Below are 25,188 nucleotides of genomic sequence, written 5' to 3'. Positions count from 1 at the left end.
ATACTGCCAGGCTCCTAGATCACGATCCCACGAAACTATCGCGATTCAGCTCACACTGTCATCAAAATGATTGACAGCCATCGTCCGCCCCGATTAACTGTCATTGGGCAGGTTGCCGGTTGGTTCGATAGCCCCTTAGTTGTTGAGCCTGGCTGACGATCCGCCGCATATCAACCACGAGACCAGCTTGGCGACGAAACTCGTTGCAAAACTCGTTGCCTCAGCCAACGCCAATCCCGTGGATCCAGACGTTATCAAGTCAAGCAACCGATACCGGGAGCGTGGGACGATGCATGCAAATTGTTTCAGAGTGGTTTTCCTGTTCATCGTGGCAACTGGCGGTTGGATCCCACAAACCACGATTCGGATAAACTCCCGCGCGTACGCCCAACAAAACGGGGTGACCGGCGAGGTAGGCAACTCAGCCAAAAAGGATGCCGGCGAGGGATCCGAAGATGATTTCCGCCCCGGCCCGCCTTTAAAACCGTCGCAAGAATTGCCACGCCTGGTGACCAACTTCGACGGGTTCGCCAGTTCCGTGGGCGCCGTCTCACTGCATCCCAACGGCAAACACGTTGCCGCCGCTTCCGGCAATGTCGTCCAGATCTGGGATTACCAAAAGGATGAACTGGTCGCCAAAATCCACGGTGCGATCGATGACTATTCCGGAATCGTCTACGGTCTCGCCTACAGCCCTGGTGGTCGCTGGTTGATGATCGCGGTTCAGACCACGCGAGGAAGCTACTTACGATTTTGTGAAACGACCGACTACCAAACGACCGGTGGCTACTTTGGCAATAACGTCGATTTCACAAGATCGGCGTTCTTCCCCAGCTTTTCGCCCGACGGCAAATACTTCATGGCCACCACGTCGGAGGAGACCTACACCAGCGACGATCCAGACGACATGACGACGGTGGTCAACCTCGGTCATCTGGTAACGGAGTTTCGCGAACATCCGGTCGATGGCGAAGTCGATCCAATTTTGTTCTACGAAGATCGACCAGGATTGCTGCAGATCGGAGGCTCCGGCTTCTTTGGTTCCAACCGATACATCTACGATCCTATGGCGGACGATGTCCTCGATATGGAAACCAAGAAGTGGTCTCCTCATCAAGGCGATGCTGGGACACAGTGGTTGCGCCGAATCCGAAATGTGGCCAGTGAACTGGAACGAAAAAGCAACGGCGAGATCACTCAAGTCGATGCCGACGTGCGGCACCGCATCGCCGTCGTCGGTCAGAGCATCGGGCAAGCCGGACAGGCCCGATACCAAGTCGATGTCTATCGCGGTGATGCCAACAAACCAGCATTCGCCTACAACCGGATTGGTTGGGAAGTCGTTGGTCTGGATCTCTCGTACGACGGAACCCGAATCGCCATCAGCGACGGCCTAGGCGTGTTCCAAATCATCGACGCGGCAACCGGCAAACGCCTCTTCCAAAAGAAAGCCGAACTGCGCCCCCTGTATGCCGCCGCAATCGACATCAACAACGGCTTGCTTGGTCTAGGTCGTAAGCCGAACGCCGGATCAGCATGGCAACAAAATAACTATGGCAAAATCAACGAGTTCTTTGACTTGGTTAAACGCCAATACGTTCAAGCGGACGACGCCAAGTTTCAGGAACCGCTGACTGCGCTTCCCGAACCAGCAAACTTATCAATCAAACAAAAACACACCAAAGAAAACACCTACGTTCTCGATCTTGAAATGCAAGGCAAACGCATCTTGCGCACCTGGGAACAAAACGCCCAGGTTTACGCTTGGCATCTTCACCCCGGCGTTCGCAATGACGTGAACCTGATTTACGGTGGACCAGGATTCCTTTCGGTCGAAACGCTAACGGGAACCCATCCGTCCAACACCAACGAAATCGCCACGTTGTCTGCGGAAGTCGACGCTACCGTGATGGACATCACACCAACAGCCAATCATCAATTCATTGTGACCGGATGGGCTGATGGCATTACCAGGATCTACCGTCGAGCCGATCTCCAACCCATTCCCGGCTATCAGTTCCCCTTCGAATACGATTTTTCTGACGATGGAGAAGAAATTTTCGTCACAAAGATTCTTGATACAAACGCCAGTGCTGGCATCACGAGCGGCGACAAGATCGCGACGATCAACGGCTTCGATGCCCTCGTCTACGACACTCGCAGCCGCAATGAAATTGGATTCGAAAACAACAATCGCATCGGAAGCTCAATCGAAATCGTCTTAAAAGACGGTCGCCGAATAACCGCCAAGCTAATCCCCTATGACGACTTCTTTTCCAACAAGGTCAGTCCGTGGTTGAGCTTCATGTCAGCATCCAAAGACGACTGGATCTTGTTCACGCCCGGCGGCGTCTACGACTCGTCACCCGGGGCCAGTCGTATGATCGGCTGGCAGCGTAACCGAGAGTTTGACCAGACCGCAGAATTCTTTGACGCTCAATTGTTACGCCGTGAACTGCATCGACCGGACATCATCAACCAACGCATCGCAGCGATCCTGGGTCGATCCGTCGACGAACTCGACTCCGCACCAACGGGATCGACTGCAGCTGAATCGGGCCCCGGTGGTTCGAAGTCGGAAGTGATCCCCGAAGGAGTCACCGCCGAGGACCTAACCAACCCACCGCCCGCGGCAACCTCCATTGATCCCACACCGAATCTCCAGACATCCAATCTCGATCCATCTAGCCCCGCTACAACTCTTCCCGCAACATCCAGCCCTGAAACAACTCAATCATCGACTCCTGCGTTGGAACCGGCACCGGACCTGCGACGGGCCGAAGACTTCGAGCGAATCTTGCCTCCCCGCGTAAAAGTCGAGGGACTTCCTGCAAACGGCAAGACGTCCCAAAACATCTTGAATCTCACCATCACAGGAAGCCCGCGTAACCACCTGCCCGTTCGTCAACTGATCGTCATGTGCAACGGCCGCCCCACCGGATCACAAACGCGCGGACAACGCCACGACGATGGAACCATGACCCTCACCACGGCGGTCTCGCTGACTCCAGGCGAAAACGAATTGGCTTTCATCGCGATCAACGATTCGGCATCCAGCCCACCCAAGATGGCAACGGTCGTTTCGACTGCACCCGAGTCCGAACTCACCCAGCCGCGACTCTTGGTCTTATCGGTGGGCGTATCGAAGTATGCCAACGAAGCGTTCGACTTGCAGTACCCTGCCATTGACGCCGAAGCCTTTGCCGAAGCTTGGAAGCCTCAACACAAGCGGTTCTACCGTGAAGTGGAAACCAAAGTTCTGACGGACGAAAACGCCAAAACCGCTGACATTCTCGACGGCATCGATTGGCTGATTCGATCCGTCGGTCAACGCGACCTGGCAATCGTGTTCCTCGCCGGCCACGGCACCTACGACACACGAAGCAACTACTACTATTGCTCCCATGAAGTCGATCCCGATCGATTGCGGTCCACCGCGTTGCCGTACACCGCCATTGAACAAATGCTGGAAGACCTGCAGTGCAAAGTTTTGTTATTCGCCGACACCTGTCACGCCGGTGCCGCCACCGGTGCTCGAAGCAGCGAACGGTTTGCAACCCGAGCCTTTGCGCCGGATCCCTGGAGCGAAATCGCGACCGCCGAAGTGGGCGCAGTTTTATTCGCCAGCAGCACGCCCCGGCAACTCAGCCTGGAGTCGGATCGTTGGGGGCATGGCGCATTCACTCGCGCTATCCTCGATACGATGAACGAATCGGCCAGCGATCACAATGCGGACGGTTTCCTGAGCTTGATTGAAATCGATCAACAAATCAGTGATCGCGTTCGCAAGTTGACTTCCGGTCGACAAACGCCATCTACTGAAAAGCCCAGCACGATTCCCAACTTCCGTCTCGCGATCGCGGGCTCAGAATGAAACCGTCGAATTGATCCGGTCACACCGTTTGACAAACGCGTTGATCACGAGCATCGCAAGCCGCCGGGCACGCGGCTAACACCGTACGCGTCGCCATGCCGCCGTTCTCGGACGCTTTTCAAACTCTTCCGGACCATCGGCATTCCCCATTGCCGTATGATGCACTGCCGCACTATGCCATCGTTTATGATGCAGTGCCGCATAAAGTAAATCGCCGTGCTGTCCTGATAACCGTTGTGACGTCCTGGCCAATCGATAGCCGTTTCATCCTCCGTCTCTTTTGAACTTCAACATGCCCGAACCACAAGTCAAGGTCGCCGAGAAAGTCGACCCTACCAAGCTCACTCAATTTGTCTCGACGATCAAGAACGCCGAGGAACAAGTGGGAGAGCACATCATCCGTGCTCTCGAACATGAAGACACCGTCGCTGTGCTGACGACTGTGGTGATCGACTCCGATGGCGAACAACGGTTGGTCTCTGCGGCGCTGAATCCGCTACGCATGCAACAAGTTCGTGAAATCTTGCAAGCTGCCGAAGCCGAACGTGAACCGGAAGACCCCTGCGTCGGCTTCCACTGCCTAGTGAAAGCAAAGCCAGAAACCACCTGATCAAGTATGACCTCACCGCGTGAAGTGTCGTTCCACTGAATCCCATCTAAGACGGCTGAAGAGATGTATCGACGAACTACCATGTCCATCGCATTCGCGTTGACCATCGTTCATTGCCTCATCCAGCCGGGATCGGCTGTCGCGGATTCGCCCGAGGATCAACCCACGGCCCAAACCAGTGTGACGCAACCTTCTCCGGATGAACTGCCTGAACGCTATCTCATTAAGGTGTCCGAATACCGCCTTCCAGAGGTCGATCCATCTGATCTGTCACTCGACCGTATCACTGCCGCCATCAAAGCGAAGAATGCGCATCCGGTCGAAACGGTGATGTTGTCCGCGATCGCGGGCACCGAATCAATCGTGCAATTTGGCCGATCCGTTGCCGTCGTCAAATCACAAATGACCCGAGGCGATGTCACCACGCGAAATACTCAACGGAGTGAAATTGGCACGATCCTGAGAATAACCGCTTCACCGGAAGAGACCAAAGTCGTGGCAACGCTCTCATATCAGTCATCGCGGCATGTCGGCACAGCGACGGACGATTCACCGCCCGACACCGTTACGACGTCAATCAACATGACACAACTATTCGACCTAGCGAAACCAACATTGATCGGTGCAACCACGTCCGGCGAAACCTCATTCGTCTTCCTAACGATCTTGCCACAGTAATTGCTGAAACTAAGCTCCCAGAGCGTCTGGGAAAGCTAGCGACAGCGTGAGCGAGGAAAGACGATGGGGTGTTTTTACAAATAGAGTCCCGTTCTCCGCCGTCCATTGCCGGTAAATCTTGACTAGCCGCCTTTTGAATAGAAGCACAATGGAACGATCGTCGATGCTCGATCAAGGTTTCGCTCTTATTCACGATGTCGTTCCTTCTGAACAATTGCAATCCATCGCCGAGCGGCTCGACACCATCGACTCCGTTGGTTCCCGTTGTCTTCTGGACCACTCGTGGTGCCAATCCCTGGCACAACAAGTCCGATCTGCCATCAGCCGTTTGATCGACGATTGCCAAGCATTGAAAGTCGTCCAAGCAACTTATTTCAACAAGAACCACAATTCAAATTGGTTCGTTGGATATCATCAAGATCGCAGCATCCCCGTCGCTGACGACACGCCAAGCTCCCATCGCGGCTGGTCACAGAAAGAAGGGATGACGTTCGTCCAAGGGCCCGATGACGTAATGACTCAATTGCTCGCTCTTCGCTTGCACGTGGACGACTCACACAGTGAAAACGGACCACTTCGTGTCATCCCCAATTCGCATCGCCGCGGAACTCTTTCGCAAGCTGAAATCGATGCTCTTCGCGACCGGGAGGCCGAAATCTCGGTCACCGCACAACGAGGCGATGTCATCGCGATGCGTCCGATGCTTCTTCACGCGTCATCCAAATCGCGTTCGAACGAAAGCCGACGCGTTATCCACTTCCTGCTCGGCCCACCTCTCTTACCAAACGGACTCCGATGGAGAATGGGGGTGTAAGAAGCAGGCCTTCCTACCCACCCTCCAAAATTGGCTGAGCAGACGAACGTTGGGTTTGAAAATCTCGTTCCATCAATCGAAAGCGACCGCTAACAATCGGTGGCATTTCTGCATCGCCAAGGTGCCAAGAACTGCACCGGGGTGCACCGGGGTGCACCGACACCCTGTAGTAGCAAAACAGAAACTCGGAGGCCGGAACAAGAAACACCCGATTCGCGGGCCAGCATCCTGCTTCCCGGCACCTCGGATCGTCGCCAGATCAGACTCCTCGAGTCCAACCGGCCGGCCCAATTCGCTGGCTAACCCGGTTGCCAATATGGCGGCAAATTCGGCGACAAATATGGCGACAAATTAATCCGAAGGCGAAAACCGATCGTTTCGGGTGCATCAACGCTCAAAAAACGGCGAACTTTTGCACATTTGCTGACAGGGGGTCTGTACCCTTTTAAGCTCGTGTTTTGCGGTAAAAACGCCTTCGTCGGGTGAATCAGCGACCTCCTTCTACGGTGAAATATTACAGGAATTGAGACCAAAAATCACATTACGGTGCCATAATACCACCAATACAATGACACGAAATGCCCCCTGGAGAACGCCGAGCGGGACTTAACACCCCCTTGCGTGCAGTTTCTCACCAGGAGGCCATCTATTCGTTTTTCTGGAGTGAACGTTATGAGAAAGCAAATTGCCAGAGGCTTCACGCTCGTGGAGCTACTCGTCGTAATCGCCATCATCGGTGTTTTGGTTGGGCTGTTGCTGCCTGCCGTCCAGGCGGCTCGTGAAGCGGCCCGGCGGATGAGTTGCAGCAACAACATCAAGCAGCTCGGTTTAGCAATTCACAATTACCATTCGGCCTACAATCAGCTTCCAACCCAAGGCACGGGAACATGGCAAAACGGGAGTGATGGTGGGTCGGCGCCTTTCCACAATGATTGGCGACTAAGCTTCCTGCCTGGCATCATGCCATTCATGGAACAGCAAGCAATTTGGGAACAGATCAGCAACCCGTTGGGAGTTTACCCTTCGATGGGTCCTGGACCTTGGATTTCAGCCTATGAACCATGGTCGACCCAAATTGTTGCACTGCGTTGCCCCAGTGATCCAGGAACTTCGATTTCAGGTTTGGGTCGAACGAACTATGGCATCAATGCTTGTGGTGATTCTCCCAGCTATTCCGAATGGGGTTACTGGGTGAAGGGATCAACTTGGCACCAAGGCGAAGTCGAGGCGGCACGAGCGGCTTGCCGAGGGATGTTCGTTTTACGTAGGACGGCAAAATTCCGTGACGTGTTGGACGGTTTGAGCAACACCGCAATGGGTGGTGAGTTCGCAACTGACTTAGGCGACCGAAATGTTCGCACGCAATCGAACGTGAATAATGGCTGGGCAGGCACCGGAGTCCGGGGCAGCACAAACGCATGTGATGACGACGTGGATACTGAACGTCCTCAGTTTTGGCGAACGGGTGCCAGTCTCGAAACATCGACGACCCGTCGTCGTGGCGATCGTTGGGCACACTCTTCACCGGTCTTCACGGGCGTTAGCTTCGCAACCGCACCTAACACACCCATTTGTTTAGGCGGTACCTGGGACACCGGAGGGTATCTATCACCCAGCAGCAATCACCAGGGCGGTGCACACGTCTTGATGGGCGATGGTGCTGTTAAGTTTGTGACTGATTCCGTCGACACGGGTAACAGCAATTCACCGGCGGTGGCTCCTTGGGGAGGCGGACTGGCGGCGGGTGTACAGAGTCCTTACGGCGTCTTCGGGGCATTGGGGACCCGTGATTCTCGAGAAACGGTGTCGCTGGAGGATTGAATCTCCGTCGCGTAACCGAACCAACGCTTCGGCCGACGATGTCGATGCCAATCGTTGGAATCATGGGATCTGAACGGATTCAGAGCCCATGCTTTTTCAGACTGGGAATTCCAGTTACAAGTTGCAATTACTATCTAAGTTCAATCGTTTCTCTAGAGGATTCAGTATGAAGTTGTCGTTCTGCCTTTCGGTGCTTTTGGTCGCCGGAGCTATATCCATGACGGGTTGCGGGAAGGAAGCGAACCAAAAGCTAGAACCGGTCCCTATGTCTCCTGAAGAGTTGGCGACGGAATCAACCACCAAAGGCACGGGCGGCGGAGACTACTAAGCTCAACACGATGGACAACAACTGTCGCCGTCGGGATTCGCCTCCCCAACGACTCCCGACGTCGGCAGAGTGTCGAACCTAGCAGGAACGATTTTCAGCTGGCCGCAACATTGTGGTCGATCGATTTCCTGCCGATGCTTTGCGATAGGCCGACGTGGGCCGAATTGTTGCTAGTGCTTCATCCCGATTCAAGTTGAGGGGTAGTGGGCGAGGCGACGAGTCCGTCTGGTTGGTAAGCGGATGGGATTCGTCGCCTCATCCACTACGACCAACCCAAAATGAAAAGTTGCTAAAGCGATAGTAGCAGTGCGATGTTGTTAATTAACACTGCACAACGCTCTCATTCTTCAGCGACTACTTTTGGGTTGGACGTTTCTTCAGTCGGCTAGTTGCGGCTTCGTATTGCTCGATCATTTGCTCGACCGGACACGCTGCGATTGCTTGCCCCACTAACTCGAGCGGCAGGTCATCGAGTTTGCGAAACCGGATGCACGACTTGCCCATATCGAGCTTCTTGCCTGTCTTCGCCCACTCTGTGCGAAACCATGATTCCGTGTCGGAACTGGAATAGAGGCAGAACAAATAGATCGCCATGTAGTTCTTCTGCGATGCCAGATGAGCGAACGGCAGCGGTTGTTTCGGGTCACAGTGATACCCCGGCGGGTAGAGCTTATGCGGCACAAAATAGCCAATCATCCCGTACTGCATGCCTTCCTTATACCCAGGTGGCAAAGATTGGCGGATCGTCTTACGCACCGTCTTGATAACTCGACGACGATCATCGGGTAGCTCACGCAAGTATTGCGCGACGGCGGTAGCGGGACTGTGCATAGATGACTTCCGGCAAAGACAACAAAGACGAAGCCGGTACCGCAGAATGCATACCGGCTTCGCATGAAAGTGTATCGCCAATTCGGTCAGCGTGAAAACAAAGCTGCTCACACGCGCATCAACCTCGGCTCGCATCGGCCGCCGGTGGCGTGACGACGTTGCGTCGGAAGCAACCAATCGGCAGCTTCAGTCAATCGTCAGCTTTGCTGGCGTCCTTGATCACAAACCGGGCCTTCAATCGTGCAACTTCGCTAGCCAACCCGGCCGTTTTCACGCTACGCAGCACTTCTTCAAAATCCTTGTACGCCGCCGGAGCTTCATCCATAGGATATTGCCGGCAATTGCTAAGGATGTCGTGTTGATCCAGTTCCGTATCGATCGTTGCCTGATCCAAAACTCGCTTGGCATTGCGTCGCCCCAAAATCCGGCCCGCGCCATGGTTCACACTGAAACAAGACTTTTCCGCCCCTGGGTCGGCCACCATCACTGCTGAACCATCACGCGGGTTGCCAGGCAACAAGATCGGGTGCCCCGTCTCGGCATACTGCGTCCCCTTTATCTCATGATGGCCAGCGGGAAACGCGCGAGTCGCACCTTTACGGTGAACCCATGCCGGACGGTCGTTCACAATCTCTTTCCGAGCAATGTTGTGGCTAATGAAATACACCAGCGATCCTTGCGTCCCCGGAATGACTTCCTGAAACGCTTCCAGCACCAGTGCATTGATCATCATGTGGTTGACCGTCGCAAAGTTGGCTCCCAACGCCATATCGTCGAGATAATCATTCGCTTCAAGCGTTCCCAAAGGCGCGTACACCAGCTGACGATCCTGCGCTGGCAACGGAATTCCCCACTGCGAGAACTTGTCTTGCAGCGTTTTGAACTGACCCGATGCCAAGTTGTGACCAAACCCACGCGACCCACAGTGCGATAGAAACGCCACGTTTCCATCCTGCAGCCCAAATGTCTTAGCGGCCCGCTGAGCCCGATCGTCCTTAGCCACGTCCACCACTTCACATTCACCGAAGTGGTTGCCGCCACCATAAGACCCCAGTTGGGTCATCTTGTCGGAAAAGTTGCTCATGTGCCGCTGTTTAAGCAAGCGATCCAGACGCATCGCCAACGCATCACGGGTCTCGTCGTGGCCAAGATGGAAGCTGTCTTCACAACACTCCGCCCACTCGCTTGGGATTCCCAGTTGATCGCATACCGCCGCACTGGCTCCCTCGGTCACCAATTGCGTCCCGAGAGTCCGGTTGACCGGGCGTGATTTCGCTGCCGAACGTTGCCCACGCCCCGCACCTGTCGGTGTTCGTTGACAAATTGCCGAAATCAGTGCACGCCGTGTTTTTCGATCTTCGATCGCATCAGCCGGCAAATCGAGTTGCAGCAGGCTCATCGAGCATTTGATGTCCACGCCCACAGGGCCAGGATAAACGTGAGTCGGTGAAACCATTACACAGCCCACCGGCGCACCGTATCCCAAGTGCGCATCCGGGTTAAGGACCACTTCGGTCACGCCGGGGGCGCGTCGCGAATTGATGGCCTGTTGGAGGCATCCTTCATCAAAAGTATCCCGAATCGCCTCCGTCCCAATCACCGTGATCGGGGCCGTGGTATCCGTCGGCAAGATCGCCGTGGCTTCGCCGGTCGATTTCAAGCGGGATCGCAGCGGACGAGATTCAGGGGTGCTGGATTGCATGGAAGGAGTGCTTGTTGGGGTCGTCATCCGAAATGGGCCTGAAGAGAAAGTGGACCACGAAATAGGGGGTCGGTGAATGAGCGACTGCCGGGAAACTCAAAAGGTTCGCGAACGATTCCCAAGCAACCTGCTGGATCCAGGCCTTAGCCGGTTCGGACCACCGCAAACACGCGGGATCAGGCGATGGGGAGCGAGAGCGGAACGATTCGGCTTGAAAGCCGCTATCGAACGGTTACTGGACAACAAGTAGGCCACATGAAAGAGGCTTTGCGAGGCACCTCCGGCAATGACGGGATTGACTTGGTTAGCTTGTGTGCCGGAGCAGCGCCGAAGCGGCTTGATCCGGCCTACTGAATCAGGCAAAAGCTGGACTCCATCGATACAAAATCCTGCAAATCTGGATTAATCAGATTCTTTTGCATTATCGTCAAAGTCTACCTAGGCGATTGCCGATACCTACTTTCGGACAGTGTTCTCTCGCTGCCGGTGGAGCGTTTGGCGAGAGAATGTTGTAGGGGGGCTTTCCAAAAAATGGGCCCGTTCGGGGAATTTACCAGGCCGCTGCGTTGCGGTTCATCGGTGGGTTTCACGACCGGTCGCTGCACTAGGGAAGTCCAGGGCATGAATCGCTCGCTGTTACGCTACACCGCTTATCTACAACTCGCACTTGCGATTTTGTTTGCCTGTGGTTGCGCACCAACACAACCGTTTTTCTTAGGCGAAACGCCTGATCTGGAGTACTACCTCCAATCAGCGACGCAAATTGAATATCCGGATGTGGACGTCGCAAGCCTGCCAGACACAACGCAAACTCTGCGTCCGTTGACGATCGGCAACCACGACTACCAATTCTGGAATCTTCCATTGGAAGAAGCCGTTTCGATTGCCTTGGCTAACGCTAAGTTCTTCGTCACGACCAGCGGAATTGCGGAAGCTCGTCAAAACGTAGCGGACCAATTCATCAGCGGCACCGCCGATCAATTCGGCAGCATCTACGACGTTGCGATTCAGCAATCGACCACCCAGTCAGTACCACTGACCGTCGACAGCAGCGGCAACCGAGTCTTGCCACGAGGCGTGCTGCGAGCCAACCAAGTTGGCGGCGTAGAAGACGCGTTGGCTGAATTCGATGCTCAAGCCAGTGGCTTCATGAGCTACAGCAACACCGATCGCCCCAACAACAGTCCCGTTGCCGCAACGGAAGCGGACGACTTCACCTTGCAACAAGCGATCAGCAAACGTTTGGCAACCGGTGGTGTGGCCACATTGCGCAACCAAATGGTCTACGGCAGCAACAACCTGCGTGAAATCGCACCGAACTTGCGAACCGTCGACAGCGACTACACCGTTTCGATCGAAGCCCAAGTGCAACAGCCTTTGATGCGAAACCGTGGCACCTTGATCAACCGCATCCCTGTTGTTTTGGCTAGCCTGAACGAAGACGTCTCGATCGCTGAATACGAAATCCAACTACGAAACTTGGTCCGCGATGTCGAAGTCGCTTATTGGGACCTGTACGTCGCCTACCGCAACGTTGCCACTTCGATCATCGGTCGTAACAGTGCCATCGCAACGGCACAGTTCGCTCGCTTGGCTTTGGAAAACGGCACGGGCACCCGTCAAGAACTCGCTCAAGCGGTCGAACAATACTACCAATTCCGTGGCTTGCTAGAATCAGCAATCGCCGGATCGAACTTACCCGGTGCCGATCGCCAAGGCGTCTACGGAGCCGAACGCCGGTTGCGTGAACTGCTGGGCATCTCGCCGACCGACGGACGCTTAATTCGTCCGATCGACGAACCCACCATCGCTCGCTTGGAATACGACTGGAACGAATCCGTCGCTCAAGCGTTGTACTTGTCACCGGAACTGCGTCAAACCAAGACACGCATCAAACAACAAGACCTCGAACTGATCTCGGCCAAGAACCAAATTCTACCGGAAGTGAACCTGTCCTTGCTGTACCGCTGGGTCGGCGTGGGCGATCACCTTGGACCTCCTTCGGGAGGCGACGCAGCCCCAGTGCTTCCCGGCAGCAGTGCTTTGGACGCCTTGACCAGTGGCAACTTCCAAGAAGGAGCGATCCGTTTGGAAGTCACTCCCGCTGCCTTCGGTGCCCGACGCGAACTGGCTCGAATCCGTGGTGCCAAACTGCGTCTTGCTCGTGAACGTGCCAACCTACAAGAAAAAGAACGCCTCTTGGTCAGCCGCCTGTCCGACTCGGTCGCCAAGGTCGCTACCCACTATCAACTCGTTCAAACCAACGCTCAACGGTGGCAAGCCGCTGAGCAGGAAGTCGAAGCTCGTTTGGCTGAATTCAAGAACGGTCGTAGCCCGGTTAACGTTGTGCTGCAAAGTCAGCAACGCCGTGCTCAAGCACAGATCGATTACTACCGTGCCTTGGCTGAATACAACAAGTCGCTCAACTACGTCGACTACCTCAAGGGCACCATGCTCGCTAACAACAACATTGTCTTGCGAGAAGGACCATGGAACAAGAAAGCGTACTGGGACGCACTGGAACGTGCTCGTGAACGCAGTGCCGGACACGAACTGCAATACGGTGTCACTCGTCCTGGCGTGGTCCGCACCGGACCTCTCCGCGACGCAGCTTCCGCCGAAGCCATCATCGGCAGCGGAGCGACCACGCACGGTGAAACCTTCGCACCGGACGGAGTCATGTTGAACGATCCCTTGGGTCTACACCTGGATCCGTACCGCAGCCCAGTGGACGTCAACGACCAACCACTGTCGGAAATGGGCGACCGTCCTGCTGACTTGCTCAACCCAATTGACAGCTCGAACATTCAGTCGATGCCAACACCCGCTCCATCGGTTCAGCCGAGTCCAGCGGTCCCAACACCACCAAGCGTGATGCTGAACCAAGCAGCCCAAAACACCCCGGTGAAATGGCAAACCAGCGAAAAGGTCAAATCGGTTAACTACGTGACCGATTCCGAAACGATCGAATACGCACCCCAACCCGTGCGACGCAAGGCGGTCATCCGCTAGACGCCGGTCTAACAACGAACACTTGATTTTCCGTGTAGGGGCGGAGGCTTGAGTGGATGTCGCCGGACCACGCGCTCTGGATCACGACACCACTCCCACGACTAGCTCGATCGGTTCACTTCGGTGAACCCTTCGGGCTTTTCGTCGTTGATAGGGATGTAAGTCGTAAGGGGCACAGGGCAACAGCGACGCAGGGCCAAGTTGGAGTCCAGGCTTTAGCCTGTCTTTTTCAGCCAATCAGCCAATGCTCGTCTTGCAAACGAAGATCTGGTTCGCTTCACCGGTCGCGGATCTTACTCGTCGCAGATAGGCGACCGACTTTCCATCCGGTGAATAGACGCAAGCCAAACTTAAAGGTGGCGAGCTCGAACCGCTATCGGTCGTTAGCTGAATCACCTTGCCAGACTGCACGTCCACCTCGCAAACATGACCACCGATCACGCATGCGATCATCGCTCCGTCACAGCGAAAGTTGAACGCGGAGGCAATCGGCTCGGTACCGCTTGTCAACTGCCGCAGACCGTCCCCCAATGGGGAGACCGACCAAAGCTGCGAAACGCCATGATCATCTCGCATTAAAAACGCAATTGCACTGCCATCTGGACTGCTTCGCGGCCAATGACGCACACCGTGCAGTCCCGGGTACGGGCGACCTGCAGTCCTTGTGATTCGGCGTTGTCGAGTCCCGGCGGGCGGTACCGGCCGCGTCGTCGCGTTACCACACAACGGACCATCACCCTGACTCGTTACAGAATTGGGAATATCCACAACAAACAACTCCGGCACCGTGTGCCTTGATTCGTCAACACAATCGCCGATGAACGCAATCGCTCGTTTCTGCAAACGACCATCTGCCAAACGATAGCCATCCCGTCCCACCCAAGCATCGCTGTACGCACGGCTGATCTCGTCACTGCCTGGTTGTGGCTGATCCCAAGTTCGGGTCACTAGTACGCTGAAATGCGTACCGTCCTGATTCCGCGGATGCGTCTTCGGAACGACCACCGACTGAACCGGCACGCTGACGCCCACATTACGTTGATTCCGTTGCCCGACGCCATCTACGGTTGTCGCCAACACATGATCTTCATAGGTGAAACTCACCCACTGACCGTCGCCGCTGAAGACGTGCACATGACTGCCGCCCCGCAACGCCCCTGGCGTGAACGGCGGAACGACATCTCTCGCATCCAGTGGCTCGGATTGCCAACTCGTGCCAGCACACGAGGCACTTAAAGGAGCAATGACGCATCCACTTCGGTGAAACGCATTGTAACTCCACTCGTCCGTTGGATGCTCCGGTCCATGAATAAACACCAAACGTTCATCCGTCGGACTGGCCGTCACCACCCCCACTTTTGCATCGCATTGGGATCGGTAAAGCGTCTCCACCTTTCCACTCTGAACGTGAACACGCCCGATCCAGTCGCAATCAAAATCCGAGCCATCACGGTCGCTGCGAGTATCGAAAATAATCCACTGACCGTCGTGCGACCATACGGCGGTGTTGGTCAGTAAAACGTTGGGGCCACCATAGGTCAATTGTTTCATCGAAAAACAACCCCACGCTGGAGTCCAGGCTTTAGCCTGCCCGAAGCAACTCCCGCACCGAACGACCCCAGAACATTCGCCTGTAGTGACCTGGCCATAGGGAACAGCCTAAAGGCTGAACACCAGCCTTGTTGGAGTCCAGGCTTTAGCCTGCCCGAAGCAACTCCCGCACCGAACGAACCCAGAACATTCGTCTGCAGTGACTTGGTCGTAGGGAACAGCCTAAAGGCTGGACACCAGCCTTGTTGGAGTACAGGCTTTAGCCGGTTACACGCCAAGGGAGAAAGCACCGCAGGCGAAAACAACACAGTCGTGCCATCTGAATCTAACGCCATATCAACCCCCGTCATCAGACGGGCAACTCGGAATCCGAAACCCACAACCGGCAATTCAGCGGCGGCAGTTCTTTTTGCACCAAAGCCGCTTTGATCGCGTACTTCGTGGCAAAATTGTCATCGTTCTTCACATGCAAAACGGAGTCAGGTTCCAATCCAGCCCAGTTGGGATTGTCTAACATCAAAGCAATCTGCTCTCGCATGTTTTCACTTTCCCCAGCAAAGATACTGATCTCGTTATGGCAAAGAACGAATACACCTGGAATATCAAACTTAGGATCTTGAAAGTCATCCATCGCGACGGGACGGATCTTTTTCTTCGACAAGTTGCTGAACTCTTTGCCCGCTAACTCGCGTGCTGGTTTCGTGCGTTTGCGAATCGACAACGCGGCACGCCGGTACTCAATCGGTGTCACGTCTGGCGGACCGTACAAGGCCGCTAATCGATCAAACTCACTGGCGAACTCGGGCGAACACAAAATGTCATCCAGCGTTTTCTGATAGTCGATCGCCAACAATCGCCACGCCACTTCGCTTGCGTAACCGTATCGATTGATCTGGGCCGAACCGATCCGAGGCGGTTGCTTGGTCGACTTAGGAAGTTTGCTTTGCTTCCTCAGATGAAACAGATAGCGATTCCAGATAAACGCACTTCCGGTCACGCCGCGAGCTCGACATTCGGAAATGAACTCGGCGTTGAGTTCCTTGTCGCACATGATGTACTCAGCCGGGTAACCATCACCGGCCTTTTTGTACGCCGCGATCACGGCTTTCTCGGTATCCTTGCTGAATGGCTTCGGGCGACGCTTTCCTTGATTGGTGCTTGGCGCACTTTGGATTGGATCCTCCGCCCCGTCGATCGGATCGCCGACATTGGTTTTCTTTAATCGCTCATCGATATACGTTGCGTAGTCTTCGGACAGTTCAAACCCCAGCCACTGGCGGCCTAGTTTTTTCGCGACGCACATCGTTGTCCCACTACCGCCAAATGGGTCGAGCACAACATCTTGAGGACGACTCGACGAGCGAATGATCCGGGCGAGCAGTTGCTCCGGCATCTGACAACCGTGGAATCCTTCTCGCTCTTTGAACGTGCCCGCAACGCGTGCGAAGTACCATGTGTCATGGGTAGGGCTGAAGCTTGTCGGAGCATCTTGCGGACGCAGGATCCACGTGTTGTCCGGCAGACGCCCATTGGGATTGGCTCGATTGTCGGCGTAGACCAATTGCCGCGCGGACTTCACCCGAATCTGAGGGTTGGGGCGGTTGAAGGTGAACTTCTTGGCATCTTTGACGAAGTGGAAAATGTGGGTGTGCGAACGGCTGAATCCGTTCACACAATTCACGCCAAAGGTGTAATACCAAATCACCCAACTACGGCACTGGAAGCCAGCCTTCTGGGACTCGATCTTCAATTCCGCTGCGTACTCGTCCCCGATAGCTAGCCAAAACGTACCGTACGGCTTCAGCACTCGGTGGACTCCGTCAATCCACTGACGGCACCATTTCAGGTAATCCTCGGATTGCTGGGTGTCTTCGTAGACATCGTACTCGTAGCCGATGTTGAAGGGCGGATCGGCAAAGACCAGATCGACCGAACCATCCTCGACTTCACCTAAAAGCTTGACGCAGTCGCCCTGGTAAACTCGGTTCTTTGATTTCGCTATCGCCACATTGATTCCTAGAAGACGGCACTCGCAAAAAGTCTAGCAACGCTGCGTGAACGCGACAATCATCGACAAGGTCGCCTCCGCGATAGCCGGGCTGAATCAACGCCCACCTACCAGGCAACCAGCTAGACGTTTTGCTTCTCGCTTTCAGCGATCTTATCACGAAGCTCTTTGCAGCCGTCCGACGGATTGCTGCACATTGAACAACGAGTCGTTCCATCCGCATCCGTTTTTGCGTTCAGTCCGCCACAACTTCCGCTGATCGATTTGCCACCAAACATCACGCCGACCGCCATCGCCAACAGAACGGCACCGAAGCCCGCGGCTGTCAAAATCAGAATCGGCATCATTCGTTCCAGGAACGATCCGTCGCTGGCCGCCGCGCCCGCTTGAGCGAAGACACTCGACGCGTTCATTCGTTCGGCGATCTCAGCCATTGTACCCGTGCCGTCTACCTTAAAAGCAATCATGTCTTCACCGTGGGGGTTGTTGAATCGATGAATCAATAGAGTATCGAGTCCCTGATCTTTGGCCAGTTGCATTCCGGAATCCAGCCCCGCCACATTCAATGCCGTCGCCCAACCATCAGCCATCGCACATGACTCCGCAATCACGGTCACCGATGCCAACGAGTGCTCGATCGGCTTGCCGGTTTTCGGGTTCAAAGTGTGCGAGTAACGCTTGCCATCGACCTCGAAGTAATTGCGGTAGTCACCCGATGTTGCCATCGCGGAGTCCTGCATCGGATGCGCCAATGCCAATTGATTCAAGTTGGCATCCGGCTTTTGAATTCCGACCTTCCAAGACTGGCGTCCCGCCGATGTGAGCTTGTCCCCGGTTACACGAACTTCACCGCCCACTTCGACAAAAACATTGGGCAGCCCGGCCTCATTCAAAAGCTGAACGAGACGATCGACACCATGGCCCTTCGCGATCGCTGAAAGGTCAACACGAAGGTCTGCGATGTCCTTCTTGATCGCCGGCGGATCGAGTCTCGCGTGTAGATACTTCTGGCCGGTCCGTGACTGGATTTCAGCAATTTCATCCTCGCTAGGGATGTCCTGCTTACGCTCACCAGGACCAAAGCTCCAACGATCAACTAATGGCCCGACTGTTACATCGAACAACCCGCCCGACTTCTCGCCAATTTCGAGAGCCAGCATGACCGTTTGGGCGGTGGGTTTACTAACGGGAAACCAATCCGTTGATTGCGAATCATTGAACTGGCTCAGTTCGCTGGATTTCAAATACGTCGACATCTGGTCGTTGACGTTTCGCAACTCGCGATCAATCGCCGCTGCCGTTTGCTCGTACCATTTCTGATTAAGCGATGAGCCGGAACTGGGCGGATCCGAAACCTTGACCATGTAGGTCGTGCCCATCGTGGGGCCGCGGAAGCTAGCCGATTCCGGCGAACCTTCAGCCAATGCAACCGACGCGAAAGCCAACGGCAACAACAAGCTGGTTAGAACAAAAAACGCGACGGGTAAAGTACCACGTCGCGTCATGCGATTTTCAATCCTGTTCATCCGTTGGATCAGCCGCCGAAGTCATCGTAGGCGATATTCTCAGGCTCGACACCCAGGTCATCCAACATGCGGAACACGGCTGCGTTCATCATCGGTGGGCCACAGATGTAGTATTCGATGTCTTCGGGAGCCGGGTGCGACTTCAAGTAGTTATCCAACAACACTTGGTGGATGAATCCAACGTAGCCTTCCCAGTTATCTTCTGGGGCTGGTTCGGACAACGCGATGTTGAACTTGAAGTTCGGGAACTTCTCTTCGATCTCGCGGAAGTGCTCGATGTAGAACAATTCGCGAAGCGATCGACCACCGTACCAATAGCTAACCTTCCGATTGGTTTCTTGCCGTTTGAACAATTCAAAGATGTGACTTCGCAGCGGAGCCATCCCAGCACCACCGCCGATGTAGACCATTTCCGCTTCGCTATCCTTGATGAAGAACTCACCATAAGGACCGCTGATGGTCGCCTTGTCACCTGGCTTTAGTGAGAAGATGTAGCTGCTCATCTTACCCGGCGGTGTTCCCTCGGGAGCACGTGGTGGCGGCGAAGCAACCCGGATGTTGAGCATGATAATGCCCTTTTCACCAGGATAGTTGGCCATCGAGTACGCACGAACGACGGGCTCTTCGACCTTTGAGACATAACGCCAAATGTTGTACTGATCCCAGTCGGGGTGATACTCTTCGGCAATGTCGAAATCTTTGTAAGCAATTTCGTGCGGCGGGCATTCGATTTGAATGTAACCACCGGCTCGGAAGTCGACCTCTTCGCCTTCGGGAAGCTCAAGCACGAACTCCTTGATGAAGGTCGCGACGTTGTCGTTGCTGCGAACGGTGCATTCCCACTTCTTGGTATCGAATGCTTCCGGTGGAACTTCCACCACCATGTCTTGCTTGACCGCAACTTGGCAGCTTAGACGCTCGCCCTCGGCAGCTTCTTTCTTGTTGATGTGACCTTCTTCGGTAGGCAGCAAGTCACCGCCACCCTCTTCGATCTTCACTTTGCACTGGGCACACGTACCACCGCCGCCACAGGCACTGGAAACGAACACACCGGCGTCGGCCAAAGCACCGAGCAACTTGCCACCGGCGGGGACCGAGATCTCTTTTTGGTGGTTGATCATGATCTTGACCGGCCCCGACGCAACAAGTTGCTTTTTGGCAGCCAAAATAATCATCACCAATGCGATCACGACCGTCGTGAACATGACGACACCCAAAGCGACAACAGCGCCAGGAGCGACTTCAGAAAGCAATGCGTACGAGGAAAGCATCTCGAATAAACTCGTGTGAGAGTGGGGTGGTTTCGAATTCACGTCCCGCCACCTGAGCGACGGGAAGTGATGGGTCCCTCGCTGACGCGTCGGGGTGTAATTGTTGGTTAGGTGATCTGAGCTATTGCCTGACGAACAATCGTTAAAAGCTTCTTCTTAAAGTTGAATACCGCTGAATGACATGAATGCCAGCGACATCAATCCAACGGTAATGAACGTGATTCCCAATCCGCGAAGCGGTGGTGGCACGTCACTGTATTTCAGCTTCTCGCGAATTCCGGCCAATGCCATGATCGCGAGCGCCCAACCCACACCACAACCAAAGCCGTAGGTGATGGATTCGGGGAACGTGTAGTTACGATCTTGCATGAACAACGACGCACCCAAAATGGCACAGTTCACAGTGATCAGGGGCAGGAAGATCCCAAGAGCGTTGTAAAGCGATGGGATGAATCGGTCCAAGAACATTTCAAGGATCTGCACCAAAGCCGCGATCACACCGATGTAACTAATGAACCCGAGGAAGGTCAGATCGACCTCGGCAAAGTTAATCGTCGATGTCGAGATCATGCCCTGGGCCCATGTCAGAGCACCCTTCTTGAGCAAGCAACTGTAGATCAACTGGTTAGCCGGAACCGTGATGGTTTCAATCACCACAACCGCGATACCAAGACCAATCGCGGTTTTGACGTTTTGGCTGACCGCCAAAAACGTGCACATACCGAGAAAGAATGCCAGAGCAAGGTTCTCGACGAATACCGCCTTAAAGAAAATGCTCAGGTGAGCTTCAAGAATATCCATTCGATCAGGCCTCTTCGATTTGTTCGGGCTTGTTGAGTCGGATGATCCAGATCATGAATCCGATGATGAAAAACGCACTGGGTGGCAAGAGCATCAACCCGTTGGGGTTGTACCAGCCGCCGTTGCGATTGAGTTCCAAAATGGTGACGCCGAATAACGAACCGTTACCAAATAGCTCGCGAAAGAACGCGACAACCAGCAAGACAAACCCATAGCCAAGACCGTTGCCAATCCCGTCCAGGAAGCTCATGCCAGCGGAGTTCTTCATCGCAAAACCTTCCGCCCGTCCCATCACGATACAGTTCGTGATGATCAGTCCGACGAAGACCGAAAGTTGCTTACTGATGTCAAAGAAATACGCCTTCAGAAATTGGTCGACGACAATCACCAACGATGCGATCACGGTCATCTGAACGATGATCCGGATGCTGCTGGGGATGTACGACCGAATCGCACTAACGGCGAGGTTACTGAATGCGGTCACCGCGATCACCGCCAAAGCCATCACCAAGGATGTTTCCATCTTGGTTGTCACGGCCAGTGCCGAACAAATCCCAAGGATTTGCAATGCGATCGGATTGTTGTTGACCAATGGGTCGACAAGAACGTCGACAGGTTTTTTAGCCATCGTTTATTCTCCCGTCGTGTTGTTTGAGTCGGCTGTACCACCGGACATTTCGTCAGCAAGCTTGCTTAGGAACGGGCCGTAGCCATCGTCCGAAGCCCAGTACTGAACCAGGTTGGTAACACCACGACTGGTGATCGTGGCACCGGAAAGTCCGTCCACGGCGTAGGGGTCTAAATCTGGGGCTGGGCCCTTAGCAACCATTGCCGCCGGCTCGCCTTGTTCGTTGTAAAGCTTCAAACCTTCCCACTGAGATTTCCAGTTGGGATTGTCCACTTCACCACCAAGACCTGGGGTTTCGGCATGTTGATAAAAGGTGATCCCCTGAATCGTCTTCAAGTCACTTTTCAGAGCCAAATAGCCGTAGAGCGTTCCCCACAAACCTTTGCCGAAAATCGGAAGCACGACCTGACGAATTTCGTCTTGGCCCGGACGACGAACGAAGTAGACCTTCATTGTTTTCGGGCGAGCTTCTTCACCCGGATCGATTTCCGGGCCAGTGATCTTGATGCTGGTGTCAGGGTTTTGAGTTGCTTCGACCAAGTCGTATTTTTCAGGATCGACTTCGGTGTTGTATTCGCCGGTTTCGAGGTCAACCATCTTTTCGCTGACCCAACCATAAAGCTCTTCAATGCTTTCAGGCGACAAACCGGAAGCAGGCTTCCCGAATTCATTAATCGGCAAGCCAGCCGCGTCCAGAATGTTTTTCTGTTGGTCGAGACGTTGGTTGTCGGCCTGGATAGGACGCAGTGCCACCGCGGCGGCGCTAACTGCCAGCGAGCACACGATACATAGAACCACCGCGACGACGATGGTTCCCAATACGGAATCTTTAGACGGCATAGCGGGCAACCCTCCGGCGGATGTTGGCTTGGACGACGAAGTAATCAATCAAAGGAGCGAACACGTTGCCGAACAAAATCGCCAACATGATGCCTTCAGGGAACGCTGGGTTAATCACTCGGATCAACACCGTCATGAATCCAATCAGGATGCCGTAGAACCACTTGCCCTTTTCAGTCATCGAAGCACTGACCGGGTCAGTCGCCATGAAGACCAAACCGAAGGCCAAACCGCCAATAACGAGGTGCCAGTAGAACGGGACGGCGAACATCGCATTGGTTTCGCTGCCGATAAAATTCAATACAAGGCTGGTGCCTGCCACGCCGACAATCACAGCCGTCATGATTCGCCAGGAACCAATTCCGGTCGCTACGAGCAACGCCGCACCAACCAAGCAAAGCAATGCACTGGTTTCACCCACACAACCTTGAATCGTACCGATGAATGCACTGGTCCAGGTAATCGCACCTTCAGCACCCCAGGCGTACTGGACGTTGCTCAGCGAGCCGATGGCGTCGCCTTCAGCGTTGGCGAGTTGTCCAAGAGCAGTCGCACCACTGAAACCGTCGACTGCGGTCCAGACCTTGTCGCCACTGATTTGACCGGCGTAAGCAAAGTACAAAAACGCTCGCGAAGTCAGCGCCACGTTCAAGAAGTTACGCCCAGTACCGCCAAACACTTCCTTGGCCACGATCACGCCAAAGGCAATGCCTAAAGCGACCTGCCAAAGTGGAATTGAAGCTGGCAACGTGAGCGGGAACAGCAACCCAGTGACCAAGAAACCTTCGTTGATCTCGTGACCGCGGAGCACGCTGAAAACCATTTCAATATGGCCACCAACGAACATACACACGATGTAAATCGGTATGAAGAAGATCGCCCCATACACAAAATTGTCGACGAAGCTGGCGGGGTTATGCCCCAATCCGATCGCGTTGTGGATGGTGTGGTGCCAATCGAAATCCACGTCCATGCCCGCAGCGGTCATTTCCTGGATTGCATGATTCGCTTGGTAACCGGTGTTCCACATCCCAAACAACGTTACGGGGATCAAAGCCACGACGACCATGATCATCATTCGCTTCAGGTCGATTCCGTCGCGGACGTGAGTGCGTCCGGTAGTGGTTTCGCCCGGCGTGAACAGGAACGTGTCAATTGACTCGTAAACGGGGTAGGCCTTTTCAAGAATTCCCCCCTTCGCAAAGTAAGGGTGAACGCTGTCGAAGGCGTCACGCAGTGGTTTCATAATGGGTTCTCTTGAAAAAGTTACCGCCAAGGTTCCAGTTGAAAGTGGCGGGCCAGTACTGTCGTGTATGAGGGGTGGGGAACGTTGATCAAGTCGGTCTAACAAAATCGCTTGGCGAGCTGGCCACGATCGACTTCAGCTTCGATCAACCTTCGCGTTCGATCGTTGCCAAAGCTTGGCGAATCAGCGAGCCGTATTCGTACTTGCCTGGGCAAACGAATGTGCACAGTGCCAAGTCTTCCTCTTCTAGCTCCAAAACGCCTAGTTGTTGAGCCGAGTCGGTGTCGCGAACGATTAACGATCGCAACAACTGCGTCGCCAACACATCCAGCGGCATCACCTTTTCGTAGGTGCCCATCGGCACCATGGCTCGTTCCGAACCGCCGGTGGATGACGTGAAGGCAAACTTCTGCGATGGGGACATCGCCGAAGCAAAAATGCGGGTAACCGAAAACTTATCGAAGCCAGGCTTTTGCCAGCCCAAGAATTCGCGGTGGTCGCCTTCTTCGATGATCGAAACTTGTTGGTGATACCGACCCAAGTAATTGTGCGGGGCTTTCGCGGTGTGGCCATCAAGCACCGAACCGGAGATCGGACGCAGCTTGACTTCGGTGTCGACTTCGCCTTCGATCAAATCATCGATGCACGCACCCACGCGTGTTTCAACCAAACGTGGCTGATTGACTTTCGGGCCCGCCAGCGAAACGATGCGGCGAACATCCAGTTGACCGGTTTGAAACAGCGATCCGATCGCGATCACATCTTGATAACCGATGTACCAAACCGTTTTGGTCGGGCCGACAGGATCCAAAAAGTGAATATGAGTCCCGGGCAAACCGGCGGGGTGTGGGCCACTGAATTCAGCGACTTCGACGCCTTGCACGTTGCCACCAGGAATCTCCGCTCCGTCGGCCTTGCACAAGTAGGTCGGGCCTTCGGTCAGTTGCGTCAGGGCCTGCAGTCCGAGCACGAACTGGTCTTTTCGTTCGCTCATCACCACGGCGGGATCAGCGGCCAGTGGATTGGTGTCTGTCGCGGTGACGAAGATCGAACTGGGCGACGATCCGATCGCGGGCACCTTCCCGAAAGGACGAGTGCGAAGAGCCGTCCACAAACCGCTTTTGACAAGTTGCTCAGCGACGCCTTCCTTGCCCAGTGCAACGGGGTCTTGGTCGCGAGCGGCATCAAAGGTGATTTGGTCGTCACCGTCCACGTTGATCGTGATCGCTTCGAACTTTCGCTTCGCACCACGGATCACACTGCCGACCGTGCCGCTTGCTGGCGACGTGTACATCACGCCGGGATTCTTCTTGTCTTCGAATAATGGCTGGCCTAGCGAAACACGGTCACCTTCGGCAACCAACATCGTTGGCTTCATGCCAACGTAATCGTCGCCTAGCAACGCCACCGATCGGACGGCTCGCCCAACTTCGATTCGCTGCTCAGGCGCTCCGAGGATAGGCAGGTCCAGGCCCTGCTTGATGACCGTAGTTCCGTGACTTCGTGAGCGGTTTTGAGTAGCGGGCATGAACGCGTGAATCAGCTAAGGAAAGACGACAAGCGAATGAAGGAACCGACAGAACCAGCATGAGAAAGGAAACGAGACTTTGTGAAAAAAGTAACAAAGTCGGTTTCGCAAAAAGCCTG

19 protein-coding genes are annotated in these 25,188 nt (G+C 54.7%); 8 read left to right on the top strand and 11 right to left on the bottom strand.

Annotated features, from left to right (window positions below):
• Positions 1-142: 142 nt before the first annotated feature.
• The 6 genes from ACR3ZL_RS06765 (at position 143) to ACR3ZL_RS06740 (ending at position 8,125) form a co-directional block, all read left to right on the top strand.
• Positions 143-3,874, top strand: coding sequence for a caspase family protein (locus ACR3ZL_RS06765; protein WP_486173307.1), 3,732 nt, complete (start codon positions 143-145; stop codon positions 3,872-3,874).
• 292 nt (positions 3,875-4,166) lie between these two features.
• Positions 4,167-4,484, top strand: coding sequence for a hypothetical protein (locus tag ACR3ZL_RS06760; protein WP_473648643.1), 318 nt, complete (start codon positions 4,167-4,169; stop codon positions 4,482-4,484).
• 81 nt (positions 4,485-4,565) lie between these two features.
• Positions 4,566-5,162 (top strand): hypothetical protein, encoded by a 597-nt coding sequence (locus ACR3ZL_RS06755; protein ID WP_473648644.1) that lies wholly within the window; start codon positions 4,566-4,568, stop codon positions 5,160-5,162.
• 148 nt (positions 5,163-5,310) lie between these two features.
• A complete protein-coding gene (locus ACR3ZL_RS06750; protein ID WP_473648645.1) occupies positions 5,311-5,976 on the top strand; it encodes a phytanoyl-CoA dioxygenase family protein in 666 nt (221 codons plus the stop codon).
• Positions 5,977-6,648: 672 nt separating this feature from the next.
• Complete coding sequence (locus tag ACR3ZL_RS06745) at positions 6,649-7,797, top strand: DUF1559 family PulG-like putative transporter (RefSeq protein WP_473648646.1); 1,149 nt, start codon at positions 6,649-6,651, stop codon at positions 7,795-7,797.
• Positions 7,798-7,963: 166 nt separating this feature from the next.
• Entirely contained in the window at positions 7,964-8,125 is a 162-nt protein-coding gene (locus tag ACR3ZL_RS06740) for a hypothetical protein (protein ID WP_473648647.1), read from the top strand.
• A gap of 354 nt (positions 8,126-8,479) precedes the next feature.
• Here the strand turns inward: ACR3ZL_RS06740 and ACR3ZL_RS06735 are convergent, their stop codons facing one another.
• Together ACR3ZL_RS06735 and ACR3ZL_RS06730 are read right to left on the bottom strand one after the other, a co-directional pair.
• Complete coding sequence (locus ACR3ZL_RS06735) at positions 8,480-8,956, bottom strand: DUF1801 domain-containing protein (RefSeq protein ID WP_473648648.1); 477 nt, start codon at positions 8,954-8,956, stop codon at positions 8,480-8,482.
• 190 nt (positions 8,957-9,146) lie between these two features.
• Positions 9,147-10,685 carry an RtcB family protein gene (locus ACR3ZL_RS06730; RefSeq protein ID WP_473648649.1) on the bottom strand — a complete coding sequence of 513 codons (1,539 nt, stop codon included), beginning with the start codon at positions 10,683-10,685 and terminating at the stop codon, positions 9,147-9,149.
• A 49-nt stretch (positions 10,686-10,734) separates the two neighbouring features.
• Between ACR3ZL_RS06730 and ACR3ZL_RS06725 the strand changes: the two genes are divergently transcribed.
• Together ACR3ZL_RS06725 and ACR3ZL_RS06720 are read left to right on the top strand one after the other, a co-directional pair.
• Positions 10,735-10,908: a hypothetical protein gene (locus ACR3ZL_RS06725; RefSeq protein ID WP_473648650.1), complete on the top strand. Its 174-nt coding sequence runs from the start codon at positions 10,735-10,737 to the stop codon at positions 10,906-10,908.
• Between the two features lie 371 nt (positions 10,909-11,279).
• Entirely contained in the window at positions 11,280-13,670 is a 2,391-nt protein-coding gene (locus ACR3ZL_RS06720; protein WP_473648651.1) for a TolC family protein, read from the top strand.
• Between the two features lie 237 nt (positions 13,671-13,907).
• Here the strand turns inward: ACR3ZL_RS06720 and ACR3ZL_RS06715 are convergent, their stop codons facing one another.
• From ACR3ZL_RS06715 to ACR3ZL_RS06675, 9 genes are all read right to left on the bottom strand, one after another.
• Positions 13,908-15,221: a DUF3748 domain-containing protein gene (locus tag ACR3ZL_RS06715; RefSeq protein ID WP_473648652.1), complete on the bottom strand. Its 1,314-nt coding sequence runs from the start codon at positions 15,219-15,221 to the stop codon at positions 13,908-13,910.
• Between the two features lie 349 nt (positions 15,222-15,570).
• On the bottom strand, positions 15,571-17,229 hold the full coding sequence (locus tag ACR3ZL_RS06710) for a DNA-methyltransferase (RefSeq protein WP_473648653.1): 1,659 nt from the start codon (positions 17,227-17,229) through the stop codon (positions 15,571-15,573).
• A gap of 122 nt (positions 17,230-17,351) precedes the next feature.
• The gene (locus ACR3ZL_RS06705) at positions 17,352-18,734 is read right to left on the bottom strand and encodes an FAD:protein FMN transferase (RefSeq protein ID WP_473648654.1); all 1,383 of its coding nucleotides are present in this window, start codon (positions 18,732-18,734) and stop codon (positions 17,352-17,354) included.
• Positions 18,735-18,763: 29 nt separating this feature from the next.
• Complete coding sequence (gene nqrF, locus ACR3ZL_RS06700; protein ID WP_473648655.1) at positions 18,764-20,026, bottom strand: NADH:ubiquinone reductase (Na(+)-transporting) subunit F; 1,263 nt, start codon at positions 20,024-20,026, stop codon at positions 18,764-18,766.
• Positions 20,027-20,182: 156 nt separating this feature from the next.
• Positions 20,183-20,821 carry an NADH:ubiquinone reductase (Na(+)-transporting) subunit E gene (nqrE, locus tag ACR3ZL_RS06695; RefSeq protein WP_473653382.1) on the bottom strand — a complete coding sequence of 213 codons (639 nt, stop codon included), beginning with the start codon at positions 20,819-20,821 and terminating at the stop codon, positions 20,183-20,185.
• A gap of 10 nt (positions 20,822-20,831) precedes the next feature.
• Positions 20,832-21,455: an NADH:ubiquinone reductase (Na(+)-transporting) subunit D gene (locus ACR3ZL_RS06690; protein WP_473648656.1), complete on the bottom strand. Its 624-nt coding sequence runs from the start codon at positions 21,453-21,455 to the stop codon at positions 20,832-20,834.
• Positions 21,456-21,458: 3 nt separating this feature from the next.
• Positions 21,459-22,295: a Na(+)-translocating NADH-quinone reductase subunit C gene (locus ACR3ZL_RS06685; RefSeq protein ID WP_473648657.1), complete on the bottom strand. Its 837-nt coding sequence runs from the start codon at positions 22,293-22,295 to the stop codon at positions 21,459-21,461.
• On the bottom strand, positions 22,285-23,541 hold the full coding sequence (locus tag ACR3ZL_RS06680) for an NADH:ubiquinone reductase (Na(+)-transporting) subunit B (protein WP_473648658.1): 1,257 nt from the start codon (positions 23,539-23,541) through the stop codon (positions 22,285-22,287). The genes ACR3ZL_RS06685 and ACR3ZL_RS06680 overlap by 11 nt, the downstream gene beginning before the upstream one ends.
• A gap of 145 nt (positions 23,542-23,686) precedes the next feature.
• Positions 23,687-25,069 (bottom strand): Na(+)-translocating NADH-quinone reductase subunit A, encoded by a 1,383-nt coding sequence (locus ACR3ZL_RS06675; RefSeq protein WP_473648659.1) that lies wholly within the window; start codon positions 25,067-25,069, stop codon positions 23,687-23,689.
• Positions 25,070-25,188: the final 119 nt, after the last annotated feature.

It is taken from the genome of Rhodopirellula sp. J20-39 (assembly GCF_057365095.1).
This window is presented reverse-complemented; position numbering and strand designations above follow the sequence as displayed.

Bases quoted from the DNA above. Each gene is read 5' to 3' on its own strand.
- ACR3ZL_RS06760 (WP_473648643.1), top strand. From the start codon at position 4,167: ATGCCCGAACCACAAGTCAAGGTCGCCGAGAAAGTCGACCCTACCAAG.
- ACR3ZL_RS06755 (WP_473648644.1), top strand. From the start codon at position 4,566: ATGTCCATCGCATTCGCGTTGACCATCGTTCATTGCCTCATCCAGCCG.
- ACR3ZL_RS06750 (WP_473648645.1), top strand. From the start codon at position 5,311: ATGGAACGATCGTCGATGCTCGATCAAGGTTTCGCTCTTATTCACGAT.
- ACR3ZL_RS06745 (WP_473648646.1), top strand. From the start codon at position 6,649: ATGAGAAAGCAAATTGCCAGAGGCTTCACGCTCGTGGAGCTACTCGTC.
- ACR3ZL_RS06740 (WP_473648647.1), top strand. From the start codon at position 7,964: ATGAAGTTGTCGTTCTGCCTTTCGGTGCTTTTGGTCGCCGGAGCTATA.
- ACR3ZL_RS06735 (WP_473648648.1), bottom strand. From the start codon at position 8,956: ATGCACAGTCCCGCTACCGCCGTCGCGCAATACTTGCGTGAGCTACCC.
- ACR3ZL_RS06730 (WP_473648649.1), bottom strand. From the start codon at position 10,685: ATGACGACCCCAACAAGCACTCCTTCCATGCAATCCAGCACCCCTGAA.
- ACR3ZL_RS06725 (WP_473648650.1), top strand. From the start codon at position 10,735: ATGAGCGACTGCCGGGAAACTCAAAAGGTTCGCGAACGATTCCCAAGC.
- ACR3ZL_RS06720 (WP_473648651.1), top strand. From the start codon at position 11,280: ATGAATCGCTCGCTGTTACGCTACACCGCTTATCTACAACTCGCACTT.
- ACR3ZL_RS06715 (WP_473648652.1), bottom strand. From the start codon at position 15,221: ATGAAACAATTGACCTATGGTGGCCCCAACGTTTTACTGACCAACACC.
- ACR3ZL_RS06705 (WP_473648654.1), bottom strand. From the start codon at position 18,734: ATGACGCGACGTGGTACTTTACCCGTCGCGTTTTTTGTTCTAACCAGC.
- nqrF (WP_473648655.1), bottom strand. From the start codon at position 20,026: ATGCTTTCCTCGTACGCATTGCTTTCTGAAGTCGCTCCTGGCGCTGTT.
- ACR3ZL_RS06690 (WP_473648656.1), bottom strand. From the start codon at position 21,455: ATGGCTAAAAAACCTGTCGACGTTCTTGTCGACCCATTGGTCAACAAC.
- ACR3ZL_RS06685 (WP_473648657.1), bottom strand. From the start codon at position 22,295: ATGCCGTCTAAAGATTCCGTATTGGGAACCATCGTCGTCGCGGTGGTT.
- ACR3ZL_RS06680 (WP_473648658.1), bottom strand. From the start codon at position 23,541: ATGAAACCACTGCGTGACGCCTTCGACAGCGTTCACCCTTACTTTGCG.
- ACR3ZL_RS06675 (WP_473648659.1), bottom strand. From the start codon at position 25,069: ATGCCCGCTACTCAAAACCGCTCACGAAGTCACGGAACTACGGTCATC.